The organism is Pseudomonas sp. BN505 (assembly GCF_029873175.1).
Classification (GTDB): Bacteria; Pseudomonadota; Gammaproteobacteria; order Pseudomonadales; family Pseudomonadaceae; genus Aquipseudomonas; species Aquipseudomonas putida.
In genome coordinates, this window is the sequence record NZ_SSOI01000066.1 from 154,742 (window position 1) to 166,401 (window position 11,660).

12 protein-coding genes, 1 tRNA gene and 1 pseudogene are annotated in these 11,660 nt (G+C 57.8%); 8 read left to right on the forward strand and 6 right to left on the reverse strand.

Translation table 11 applies throughout. From position 1 onward, the window contains the following. Positions 1-170: 170 nt before the first annotated feature. The gene (locus E8E78_RS21915) at positions 171-488 is read right to left on the reverse strand and encodes an SCP2 sterol-binding domain-containing protein (protein ID WP_016487959.1); all 318 of its coding nucleotides are present in this window, start codon (positions 486-488) and stop codon (positions 171-173) included. Between the two features lie 56 nt (positions 489-544). Then, the gene (locus E8E78_RS21920) at positions 545-1,255 is read right to left on the reverse strand and encodes a histidine phosphatase family protein (protein WP_049276331.1); all 711 of its coding nucleotides are present in this window, start codon (positions 1,253-1,255) and stop codon (positions 545-547) included. A gap of 198 nt (positions 1,256-1,453) precedes the next feature. Between E8E78_RS21920 and sohB the strand changes: the two genes are divergently transcribed. Continuing rightward, positions 1,454-2,473 carry a protease SohB gene (gene sohB, locus E8E78_RS21925; protein WP_043199556.1) on the forward strand — a complete coding sequence of 340 codons (1,020 nt, stop codon included), beginning with the start codon at positions 1,454-1,456 and terminating at the stop codon, positions 2,471-2,473. A gap of 154 nt (positions 2,474-2,627) precedes the next feature. Further along, positions 2,628-2,701: transfer RNA gene (locus E8E78_RS21930), tRNA-Cys, on the forward strand. 98 nt (positions 2,702-2,799) lie between these two features. On the opposite strand, the pseudogene E8E78_RS21935 reads toward E8E78_RS21930, so the two are convergent. The 3 genes and pseudogenes from E8E78_RS21935 to yejK all read right to left on the reverse strand — a co-directional run bounded on the left by E8E78_RS21935 (position 2,800) and on the right by yejK (position 5,337). Next, positions 2,800-3,852: pseudogene (locus E8E78_RS21935) on the reverse strand (tyrosine-type recombinase/integrase). A 1-nt stretch (position 3,853) separates the two neighbouring features. Further along, positions 3,854-4,039 (reverse strand): DUF4224 domain-containing protein, encoded by a 186-nt coding sequence (locus tag E8E78_RS21940; protein ID WP_280314268.1) that lies wholly within the window; start codon positions 4,037-4,039, stop codon positions 3,854-3,856. A 251-nt stretch (positions 4,040-4,290) separates the two neighbouring features. Next, complete coding sequence (yejK, locus tag E8E78_RS21945) at positions 4,291-5,337, reverse strand: nucleoid-associated protein YejK (RefSeq protein ID WP_280314267.1); 1,047 nt, start codon at positions 5,335-5,337, stop codon at positions 4,291-4,293. A 383-nt stretch (positions 5,338-5,720) separates the two neighbouring features. Between yejK and E8E78_RS21950 the strand changes: the two genes are divergently transcribed. Beyond that, positions 5,721-8,456 (forward strand): hypothetical protein, encoded by a 2,736-nt coding sequence (locus E8E78_RS21950; protein ID WP_280314265.1) that lies wholly within the window; start codon positions 5,721-5,723, stop codon positions 8,454-8,456. A 43-nt stretch (positions 8,457-8,499) separates the two neighbouring features. Here the strand turns inward: E8E78_RS21950 and E8E78_RS21955 are convergent, their stop codons facing one another. Further along, on the reverse strand, positions 8,500-9,261 hold the full coding sequence (locus tag E8E78_RS21955) for a hypothetical protein (protein ID WP_280314263.1): 762 nt from the start codon (positions 9,259-9,261) through the stop codon (positions 8,500-8,502). A gap of 109 nt (positions 9,262-9,370) precedes the next feature. Between E8E78_RS21955 and E8E78_RS21960 the strand changes: the two genes are divergently transcribed. The 5 genes from E8E78_RS21960 (at position 9,371) to E8E78_RS21980 (ending at position 11,610) form a co-directional block, all read left to right on the forward strand. Then, complete coding sequence (locus E8E78_RS21960) at positions 9,371-9,847, forward strand: glycoside hydrolase family 104 protein (protein WP_280314260.1); 477 nt, start codon at positions 9,371-9,373, stop codon at positions 9,845-9,847. Continuing rightward, the gene (locus tag E8E78_RS21965) at positions 9,844-10,161 is read left to right on the forward strand and encodes a DUF6527 family protein (protein WP_280314258.1); all 318 of its coding nucleotides are present in this window, start codon (positions 9,844-9,846) and stop codon (positions 10,159-10,161) included. The genes E8E78_RS21960 and E8E78_RS21965 overlap by 4 nt, the downstream gene beginning before the upstream one ends. Further along, positions 10,146-10,661, forward strand: coding sequence for a DUF2514 domain-containing protein (locus tag E8E78_RS21970; protein ID WP_280314256.1), 516 nt, complete (start codon positions 10,146-10,148; stop codon positions 10,659-10,661). Before E8E78_RS21965 ends, E8E78_RS21970 begins: the two co-directional genes overlap by 16 nt. 311 nt (positions 10,662-10,972) lie before the next feature. Then, positions 10,973-11,266: a hypothetical protein gene (locus E8E78_RS21975; protein WP_280314254.1), complete on the forward strand. Its 294-nt coding sequence runs from the start codon at positions 10,973-10,975 to the stop codon at positions 11,264-11,266. Beyond that, entirely contained in the window at positions 11,263-11,610 is a 348-nt protein-coding gene (locus tag E8E78_RS21980) for a hypothetical protein (RefSeq protein ID WP_280314251.1), read from the forward strand. Before E8E78_RS21975 ends, E8E78_RS21980 begins: the two co-directional genes overlap by 4 nt. Positions 11,611-11,660 lie beyond the last annotated feature (50 nt).

Genomic DNA, 11,660 nt, shown 5'->3' on the forward strand with positions numbered 1-11,660 from the left:
CGATCGCAAGGACTATTGGCTAATCTAATGGCCTGGCGGCGCTGGAACAAGCGTGCCAAGTGCCATATAGGCGAGGGTGTTGCAGGTCGATCACTGCACCGAATGCAGGGCAAAAAAAAAACCGAAGCCGCCACGGCTTCGGTTTTTCGATCATCCGGTGTACCCAGCCCTCAGGACGGGAACAGCTCGCTGAGTTTCATCGACAGCATCATGTCGCCTTCAACGCGCAGCTTGCCGCCCATGAAGGCCTGCATGCCGTCGGTTTCACCACTGACGATGCCCTTCAGGGTTTCGCTGTCCATCACCAGGGTGCAGTTGGCGTCCGGGTTTTCGCCTTCCTGCAGGTCGCAGGTGCCGTCTTTGACGATCAGCGCGTATTGCTTGCCTTCGTCGGTGATGTTGAAGCCGAACACCAGGTCCAGGCCGGCGGCAGCGGATGGGTTGAACTTCTCTTGCATCTTTTTGACGGCATCAGCTACGGAGGTCATGGCGCATTCCTTATAGAGTTATTTACACGTCCCCGCAGGGACACAACAAACCGGGCTCATCGATAGGTGACAAGCTCCGGTACCCTCAACAGCTGCACATGGGCCTGGCTGTTGAAGGAGGCCAGTGCCACGTCGCGGCCGCGGAACTTCAGCTGGCTGAGCGACGTGTTGATGATCTGCCAGTTCAGCGCGAACGCCTGGCTGGGGGTAATACGGGTAACCAGGTGGAGCAGGGCGGCGATGGTGCCGCCCGATGTGAAGATGGCGACATTGTCGCCGCTGCCGGCGGCATCCAGCACGCGCTGCAGGCCACCTTGTACACGGTGGGTGAACGCCTGCCAGCTTTCCAGGCCATCGTCGGCGTGTTCGCCCGCGTGCCAGCGCTGCACCATCAAGGCGAACAGGCGCTGGAACTCGCTGCGGTGCTGCGCAGCGTTGCGCAGGATGTGCAGGGCATCGGGTTCTTCTGGCAGCAGCCCGGGCAACAGGGCGCGGATGACGCCATCGGCATCGAACTCATTGAACGCGGCGTCGGTCTCAACAGCCGGCACCGGGCAGCCGCTGGCATGCAAGGCCTCCAGGGCCAGGCGTGCGGTATCCTGCTGGCGGCGCAGGTTGCCTGCCACGCAGCGGTCCAGCCGAATACCCAGTTGGGCCAGGTGCTCACCCAAGGCCTGGCTTTGGCGCACGCCCACGAGCGAGAGGACGTCGTAGTCATCGGCACCGAAGGAGGCTTGGCCATGTCGGATCAGGTAGAGGTTGCCCACGAAAGGTTCCGGCCTGTTTGGAGGTTGCTGCGAGGTTAGGATGCAGCACACGGGCTGTCAACGAAAAAACATACAAGCGTTTGAAAAGGTTGTTTGAAAGGTGTTGCCAGCGTTTACACCGGCTGGCAGCGCCTCAGGTGCAGCGGTATGCTTGCAACAGTTACGCGCCGCTTTGGCGCAGGTATTTAAGGAGTCAACGTGGAGTTTCTTGCCGAGTACGCAAGCTTTCTCGCCAAAACCGCCACCCTGGTCATCGCCATCCTCGTGGTGCTGTCGGCCATCGCTGGGTTGCGCAGCAAAGGGCGGCGCAAGCCGGGTGGGCAGTTGCAGGTCACCCGCCTGAACGAATTCTACAAGGACCTGCGCGAGCGCCTGGAGTCCGGCCTGCTCGACAAGGCCCAGCTCAAGGCCTTGCGCAAGCAGCAGGCCAAGGCGGAAAAACAGCAGAAGAAAGGCAAGGCCGAGGAAAAGGGCCGGGTCTTCGTGCTGGACTTCGATGGCGACATCAAAGCCTCTGCCACCGAAAGCCTGCGCAACGAAATCACCGCGCTGCTGACCCTCGCCACCCCGCGTGACGAAGTGGTGCTGCGCCTCGAAAGCGGTGGTGGCCTGGTGCACAGCTACGGCCTGGCTGCATCGCAACTGGCGCGCATTCGCCAGGCGGGCATCCCGCTGACCGTGTGCATCGACAAGGTGGCCGCCAGCGGTGGTTACATGATGGCCTGCATCGGCGAGAAAATCGTCAGTGCGCCGTTCGCCGTGCTGGGTTCGATCGGGGTGGTGGCGCAGTTGCCCAACATCAACCGCCTGCTGAAGAAGCACGACATCGACTTCGAAGTGCTGACAGCCGGTGAGTACAAGCGCACCCTGACCGTATTTGGCGAAAACACCGACAAAGGCCGGGAGAAGTTCCAGGAAGACCTGGACATCACCCACCAGCTGTTCAAGGATTTTGTCGCCCGCTATCGCCCGCAACTGCATATTGATGAAGTGGCCACAGGCGAAGTCTGGCTCGGCGTTGCCGCACTCAACCGCCAGTTGGTGGACGAACTGCAGACCAGCGACGAGTACCTCAGCGAGCGCGCGCGCAACGCCAACCTGTTCCACCTGCACTATGCCGAGCGCAAGAGCCTTCAAGAGCGAATCGGCATGGCTGCCAGCGGCACGGTGGAGAACACCGTGGTGGGCTTATGGAGTAAACTCAGCCGGCTGCGCTAACACCTTGAACCCGTTGAAATTTTTTTTTGTTCAGGGGGTTGCAAGGTGAAAGGAATGAAGACATAATGGCGCCCATCGAAACGCAGCAAACTTTGAAAAAGGTTCAGCGTTTCAAGGAGATAGCAAAGCGTAAGCAGCTAGATCCGACCTTTGAGGCCGAGTAGCAAAGTGGTTATGCTCCGGATTGCAAATCCGTCTACGCCGGTTCGATTCCGACCTCGGCCTCCACCATTCGAAAGCCCCGCAGATTAACGTCTGCGGGGTTTTTCTTTATGGGTCGACAAAAGGCAAGAGTTCCGAAACTTTCGGGGTGGAGTTCCGAAACTTCAACCTTTTGAGGGCTTTGCGATCGCGCCGACGCGCCGGTAAACACGCTCGGTAATCCCCTCTTTCGAGTGGCCCAGCAGCACGCTTGCCTCGCTCAGGTCGTTGATCTCCGATGCGGCTTTCGGTCGGATATCGCGGAACTGGAACTGGGCGATTCGATTGGCCAGGTCTGGCTTCTTTTCCAGTTCGGCTTTTACCCTGGCTGCCTCGCGGGCATCTGCCCACCGGTTCCGCAGCATCGGCCAGCTCATGCGCTTGCCGTGCTCGTTGACGATGAAGAACGGCGAAAGGTGCTGGCTGGTGTATCGCATGATCCGATCGAGCAGCAGGCCCAGGCTGTTCTTCACGCCATTCGCTTCCAGGACGATCCTCAATCGCTTGCCGGTCTTACCTTGGCTGACCAGCAGGTAGATCCCTTCCATATCGTCCTTCCGCATGGACAGCACATCTGACGGCCGCTGGCCGGTCAGGTACGCCAGGTCCATTGCATCCTTCAGCTCCGGTGGAGCCTCCTCATACACCGCCTGCCATACAGTTTCGTTGGCGTAGAAGTCGCGCGGTTTCTCCTTGTTCTTCCTAACGCCCAGGCACGGGTTGTCCCGGGTGGTGAGCCCCCATTCCCTTGCCGTGTTGAAAACGTGGGAGAGCAGGGCAATTTCCCTATTCGCCCTGGTCTTGGCAGACCGTGAGTCGCGGTACTGCGCGATCATGGCTGGTGTGATCGCGTCGATTGGCGCCGAGTCGAACACGGCGCGCAGCTGCTTGAGCTCGTAGATGTTGTCCTTCTGGGTCCTGGCGGCCTTGCCCGGGATGATCTTCAGCAGGTACTCGTCGAAGATTCCCTTCATCGTCGTCAGCTCGGCCGGGGTGGCCTTGGCTTCGAAGTCGGCCCACTTTAGCTTGGCCTGCACCAGGTCGGTACCGAGCGGTATTTCCTTACCGGCCTGGTCGCGGTAGTAGTACCCGACTCACACATTTCCGTTCTTCCTGGTGCGCTTGCGCCGGTACATGCCCGGCGGCAGATCGCGGTTCTCGGTACTTCTGGGGCGCATGTCACTTTACTCGGGAGAAATCAGGGGTCCAGGCTGGCGCCGGGGGCGGTACGGCAGCGACCGGCACGGTGTCGATCACCACGCCGCTGAGCTTCTGGCGGGCGTACTGGCGGCCAACCAGTGGCCGGCCGCCGCGACTCTCGACGAAGTGCCAGCCTTTTTCTGTGAGCCAGCGGCGCTGCCACACCCTACAAAGGTCCTTGTGTTGCCCTTGTGCTCAGGCGCTGCAAGATCTCGAAGAATGGTGAGCGCGACTACAAAGTCGAGCTCGACTTCCATGAGATTGCTTCCATGCTCGATATGTTGGCAGGGGAAGGAATTGATCAGTTTGGTCCTTCGCTCGCTGAGGCCCTATCTGGGTCTGTACGCTCCCTGAACCGGTTGATGTCTGCTGCGAGCGGGTTACCGCTGGCGGGGCAAGAAGACGATGAATAATCCTCAAGGCTCTCGAGCCGCAGAACGCTTGAGCTGGCCCACTAGCTGAGCCGGCAGGTTTCTGATGGTCAGGCTGGCGCTGTCCTGGTCGAACTCAACTCGCTCGCCGAGCAAGTGCGCCTCGAAGCTGATCGACATCCCTTCGGCGCGGCCGGTGTAGCGGCGATACTGGTTGAGGGTGCGCTTGTCGGCGGCGAAGGCCTCGGAGATTCCGTAATCGCCAGCCCTGATGAAGTCGGCAAAGGTCTTTGGCCTGTCCTCGTCCAGCACCTCGGAAAGCTCGTCCAGGCTGATCGGTTCGCCGATCTTTCCCTGCGCCTGGGCGTAGGCCACCAGGTTGTGGCTCTTCTCGCTGGCGGTGTCGCTGGGCAAGTCTTCAGCACTCACGAAGTCGGTGAAGGCCTTGAGCAGGGTGCGCGTTTCGCCTGGGCTGTCGATCCCTTCCTGGTAGCCGATGAAGTCCTGGAAGTAATGGGAAAGCCGCTTGCCGTTCTTGCTCTTGATGAACGAGATGTACTGGCGCGAGGCCGGGTTGTTCTTCCACTCGCTCAGGTTGATGCGAGCGGCGAAGTGCAATGTTCGGGTATCGATCTGGCGCGAGGTCGCAACGGTCATGTCATGGGCAACGGATACCGTATCAACCTGTTGAAGGATTGCGATCATCAGGTAGTCGGTCATGCCCTGGGTGTAGAGGGCGAACAGAACGTGACCACCGACAGACAGGTTCGACTCCTCCATCAACTTCGTTAAGTGCTCCGCTCCGGTCCGGGTGAAGTCGAGGAACGCCATTTCGTCGATCATGACCTTGCCCAGCCACCCACTGAGTGGGTAGGCGCCGGACGCGGGGTGGAAGAAGCCCCAGCCCTTGCCGGTCTTGGCGTTGTAGGTGCCATTCACGTCGAAAAGCAGGTTTTCGATGGCGGCGCTGTCCGGAAGCTCCGAACTGGCCAAGTGCAGGACCGCTGGGCTGCCGTCCGGCTTCTTGTCGATGAAGTGCAGCACTGCGTGGCGAATGGGCGTGGGTGTTCCTCCGGCGCCGGCTGGCGGCATGATGGCAATTTGGTTTTGGATGGAGTATTACGGGTGAGCGGCATCGGGCCGGTCACGAAAGGCGCACGTTTCCCCAACGGTACCAATGAGCGTCACAACCAGTCTCCAGAACGAGCTTCTGCTTGCAATCGGCATTACACCTAAGACCACTCGAGGCTGGACAGGACGCATGACGGGAGCAGATCAGACTGCGAGAGTCGAGCGTGTGAACGCGCCGGCGATGCATGTGTATTCGGCAAACGTGGGCTTTCCGCATCTGGTGTCCGGCATTTCTGTAGACGCTTTGTCAGGGGCAGAGCGCAACCTGATCCTGACAGTGTCCTAATCTTAATTAGGCCCATCGACTGCCGATCGGCGGTTTTTTTGTGCCCGGAGAAAATTTCATGGCTTATAACAGTGCCCACACCGGGCCACAGATCGATGCCGCAGTAGAGATGCTGGACCAGGTGCAGGATGCTCGTGAAGCCACTGCAAGCGACCTGGGTGAGGTAAAAGACCTTGCTGCCGAGGTAAAAAGCGATGCCCGTCAAGTGTCGGAAAAAGCCGAGACAGTGGCAGCCCAGACAGCTGAAGTTATCGCGAGCACCGCAGCGGTACAAAAAGCCCGTGAAGATGTGGTTTCAGCAGCCTCTGCCGCAGAAAGCGCAAAGGATTCTGCTGAGCTTTCAGCCGACTCTGCACGGCAAAGCCAGGACGCCGCTCACGCCAGCGATCTGGCTGCTTCGAGAAGCCAGCTGGCTGCCGGTCTTTCAGAGCAAGTCTCGGCAGACGCCGCCTCCGAGGCGGCGAGTGCAGCCCAGAAGACTGCGGATGATCGAGCCGCAGCTGAAGCCAGCGCTGTAAGTGCCGCTCGCAGTGCACAGAATGCTGAGGCGGTCGTCACCGGCGGCACGGCCTCTACCAGCCCTGAGCCAGGAAAAATTCCTCTTGCTGATGCTCAGGGCAAAATCGACTCTGGCTGGGTCGGAGCTGACATCGCTCGATCGGTGACTGTTGAGGCCGTTGCGGACGCAGCTGACTCAGCTGCAAATGCTGCGGCGGAGGCCCAAGCTAGAGCAGCGGCATTTCTCCTGCCGTCGCCAGAGGCGCCCATTGCACGAGATGACGGCAGCCCGCTTCAAGTCGGCGACAGATACTTCAACATGGTTGAGCAAGCAGAATACCTGCTCAAGCAAAGCGGTTGGGCCGTAAACGACAGCCTGGTAGCGCTGGATGTTCTTGAGCATCGAATCGGGACAGAACCTGCGCCTGGACGAATTCCTGAGGCGGGAGATGATGGTCTCTTGCCCGTAAAATGGATGCCAAAAGAGCTTGTTCGTGCGATGGCTCTTGCTGCGCAAGATGGTGCAGACGGCATCGGTTACGTATTTGGCGCAGAGAACAGCCTGCCCACCTCAGTAAAGTTCAAAATTGCCGAGCGTGTGAGCGTAGTGGACTTCATGAGCCCTTCGCAGAAGAGCGACTTCTTTGCGCAGAAGGGGCTTGTCGATCAGACCAGCGCGCTCAATGCCTTCTGGCGATATATCCGTTCGACGTTTGTCGACGTATCTTCGGAAGACTACGTTAAACGGTGTGGCGAGATTCCGGGAGGCCTGTATCGTGTTGATGGAAGTGTAAACTTCACGGGACTAAAGGCCCGCAACACGATATTGCTTGCCAATGGCGCAGTATTCCATGGTCGTGGCGTGTCGAAAAACGTTGTCGACATGACTGGGACGCGATGGCTTCAAGTGTACGGGCTAACCGTTTTTGGCGATGAGCAGAGCATGCCGCGATCGGGCATACTCTTGGGGCCCCAGACCAATGAAACCAGCGGTAATAATGCATTTTTCGGTTGCAATTTCACAGGTCATTTTTCGAAGGCTGCGATCTGGAACATCGGTAGTGAAACCACTTCGTGGGTTCGCTCCAGGGGCGCGAACTACAACACAGACCCAAGCGCTAAAGTTTTTATCGGCGACGGGAAGATGCGTAATGGAGCGACTAGCGACTACTCAGCTCTGCGAGGTGTAGGCACTGGGGTGTCATTTACCAATAACCAATTCTACTCCTGCGATTTGAGACACGTCGGCGGAGGCGCGCCCATGTGGCTAGAGGCGACGCGGGGCTGGGGATTTGATCGCGGTTGCTACTTCTTGAGCTTTAATGACGCTATCTTTGAACTTTACCAATCATCCGATAGCCTGCATCAGAACCTATCGATTGAAGGCCTGATGGAATCCACGTTTAAAGATAAACCAGCGGCAGGAAATACCGGCTGCAAACATCAAATAAAATTCGTTGGCGACGGATCGGCTAGCGTTTTGCAGGGTTTGACTTTTAAAGTAGGGATTCCGCACACGGCCTTGTCATCCATCAAGCAGGACGATAGCTCAGGGCCTATTTCGATTCTCAACTTTGACATGGTGATTGGACACCAATTGACTCCTGGCGTGCCAGTGTTCGATGCTCCAAGAGCCACTATTACTGGTCGCGTTCAGGCGGAAACGGCGGCAGAGCTCAATCTAGATTCGCTTGTGGCGTTCAACGGTTTTTCCATCAGCGCTGGTCCGGGTGCTATCCGGCCAAAAGCCGGTGTGTTCCTAATGCTCAATTCGGCGTCTGGACAATTAATAATGGGGGGATCAGGGCCGAGGGTGTTCGACGGTGCCTACCGCGCAGACGGAGCGGGAGCAAACGCAGACTTCAAAGGGAGGGCTAAGGGTTCTGGCAACGTGGAACTGGGGAACGAAGTCTTAATCGGGGCCCTGACGGTGAAGGCACAGCCGGGATCCGTGAATGGTCTCGCTACCCAGGCATCGCAGACAATTCCCTACTACACGGTAGTCTCTGTGTCGGCTCAGCTTGATGTCGGCTTGAGGTCAAAAGGGGCTGGTTCGAGAGTCCAACTGGGGAATGATCTATCGGCGAATTCTTGGGCTGAGGTACTATGTACAAGTACATTCCCCACCATCATGGCTGCGGGCCCAAGCGATAATCATGACCTGGCGCTGGCTGGCAAAGGTTCGGGTAATGTTCGTTTCGGTACACACGCTAACGCCAGTAGTCCAACGATTACCGGATACATTACGATTAAGGACGCAGGAGGGGTAATTCGAAAGCTTGCTGTGATAGCTTAAGGGGCGGCGGTCGCCCCTTTCAAAGGGTATGTGGTTCTGTCGGTTACATCCTGAATTTTATATTTTCTACATTTCTTGTGAATTCTTGATGCCTCTCGCTTCTCTCCATTTCACCAATTGATGAGCTGTTCATTCGAGACCATGTGATGTTTTCTCTGCGGCATGTCGCTGGTACTCCAGCGTAGGAGCACGATGGCAGCAGATTTCCTGATACAACAGCGGATTGGCCGATCACCGAATCCTTTCCAATAGTAGAGCCTTTAGATATTTTTACATCCCTACTAATCCAGACGTGGTTCGAAATAATAACGTCTTGGTCATGGTTGATCTTTTGTCCTGAGCTGATGTCATAGATCGAGTGGTGATCGCTCCGGTCTATAACTATTCTTGCAGATAACATGCAAAAATCGCCAATTATGATTTTCCCGTCACTGCCGCTGAGGATTGTGGTTATGCTTTCTACTGTCGAGAATGCCCCGAAATAAAATAGCGAATTTTCAGCGGTTATTCGAATGCTGGCATTGCTTAGCTTGCTGTGAGGGCCCAGAAAGACGATATTGTTGTTTCCGTTAATAGATATCTTTGATCCGCTTGACTCGCTTTTGTAGCCTCTTATCAAGACATTGTTTTTGCCGCTCAAGCTGGGGTGGGATATCTCACCTGTCACCCTTTCCGATTCGAAAATTTTAAAGTGACGTTGATCTTTGTGTGTTTTCTCGGAGTAGCAGTCTTTCCGTTCAACTAGTTTGTCGGATGTGGTTTTGCTCAGTATATCCAATGCTGAATTAAGATGCTGGTCTTGCATTGTGATCTCTCCTTGTGAGCTTTCATTATCCAGTCGTTGCAGATTTAGTGCAATCGGGTTAGTCAAATCAGCCCAAGTAGAAAGAGCTTACTTTTCTCAGGTGATAAATATGTCACGAATTACTGAGGGTGCAGCGGTGTGCAGCAATGTGATCCGCTTCTTGGATCTCATTGCCATCTCTGAAGGCACCTCTGCCGTTGAGGGCAGCGATAACGGCTATAACGTGCTGTATGGACGCGGCCTGTTCACCGGCTACCAGGATCACCCGCGGCGCAAGCTGACATTCCCCATCAACGGCAAGCCTGTCACCAGTACGGCGGCCGGCCGTTACCAACTGCTCGAGCGATACTGGGACGCCTACCGATCCAGCTTGCGCCTGCAGGGCGGCTTCACGCCGGAGAACCAAGACCGCGTGGCCATTCAGCAGATCCGCGAGCGCAAGGCGCTGGACGACATCAAGGCTGGGCGTATCGCCAAATGCTCGAACATCTGGGCCAGTTTCCCGGGTAATACCTACGGCCAGAACCCGCACCAGGTGGAGAAGCTTCTGGCGCAATGGGGCAAGCTTGGCGGGGTGCTGGCTTGACCATCAAGACGATCGGCCAGTGCCTGGGCCAAGCCGAGGACGGCTCGCTCTGGTTCTTTTGCAATGGCTGCAAACTACCGCACAGCCTGAGCGTTGGAGCTGGCAACGGCCCGCGCTGGGGCTACAACGGCAATGCCGAGGCAACCACCTTCACTCCATCCGTTCTTAGCCGGTACCGAATGGGCAGCAAGGAGACGGTTTGCCACTCGTTCGCCACTGACGGAAGGATCCAGTATCTAATCGACAGCACCCACAGCTTGGCCGGGAAGACGCTCGACCTTCCAGAGTGGGAGGCTGCATGGAACAACTGGTAGAGAGATATGGCGTGCCGTTGCGCTGCGTCGGGATCCTGCTCGTGCTCGCGTCCTATTGGGGCGTGTACCAGCACAGCCGGTCAGTGGAGAGGGCCGAGGCCGCCCAGGCATCAGCAGAACGAGACAGTGGCGACCGCCTAGCCGAGGTGATCGGCGAGCGCGGCGCCCGCCAGGAAGAACAACGACTCGCCCAGGCGCAGGAGGAGGCGAGAGCCCATGCCCACGAAGAAAGAACGATTGCTGATGCTGGTGCTGCTGGCGCCGATGCTGCTGGCCAGCTGCTGCGCGACGAAGCCGGAAAGCTCGCCGCCACCATCAGTTGCCCCAGCACGGAAACCGCCGCTGTCGCCCGAGGCCATGCAGCCACCCGCGCTGCCATGGTGCTCTCCGACCTGTTCGCACGGGCTGATGCTCGAGCGGGAGAGCTGGCGAAAGCTTATGACCGCGCCCGGATAGCAGGTCAAGCTTGCGAGGCGTCCTATAATGCGCTGATCAAATGATCGGGGTAGGGCAGTGGACAAGCGCACCTTTATTGGCATGGTCGAGGCCGGCGAGCCGCTGATTCAGCAGGCAGTCGACGTTATGCGCGAGTATCACCAGGCCCTAGATTGCGGCGCCTCGGCAGAATAGATCGAGCGCCTGCGCCTGCTGGCCGAGTCGCTGTTCCAGGCGGTCTCCGATGACTAGCTTCGTGTCGTGGCTAAGGCCCGAGGCAAGGATTTGCCCGCGCTGCATTAGGCCGCCGGTCGGTCGTTGCCTGCAATACTGGAGGGCTGTACGATACTGTTCATCTATACAGTGTTGGTGCCGCATGTACTTCCTTCTCGTTCGACGCCGCGAGCATGGCGCGGCCTTACCCTCCGATCGTCTACGGAAAGTCCAGCCACTCCGCGCTGAAGTCCACATCGGTGATCACCACAGCGAGCCTCTGGGGCGTGTGTCGACTCAGGCTTGGGTGTTCAACCCTGCACCTGGACCGGACATCATCCCGCGCCTGCACGACGCGAAGGTCCACGGCATGGCCCAGCTTGGCATCAACATCAATGGGGTCGAGGAAGTCGACGGCGTGCTGTACGCGCATTCCTGGTGGTGCAGGGCAGAATGATGGCCAGGATACCGCAGGCTTGGCTGGATAAACTGAATGACCATTTTGCCTTGGTCACCGATCCCGAAGGCCGCTCCGCGGTGCTGGATGAGATGGCGTATGCCGCCCATCGCCGGGGCGAGGTCAGTGCAGAGCACCTGGTCGACATGTTGGAGCTGTCCGAGGCGGCAAAGGTTTGGGGCTTGGTGGAAATTGATGAGGCTTATCACATCGGCCTGTTCAGTTATGAGATTTCGAGTAAATGGGATGGGGACAACCCAGGACGGATCATCGTAGGCAGAACGCCTGGGGGGGTGTTGATGCTGTCTAAAACTGCTCGAGGTCCTATCGGTTTTACGGGGTGAAAGTCGATCCGACTGGCCGAACCGTATTAGACAGGTCCAAGGCACAGGTC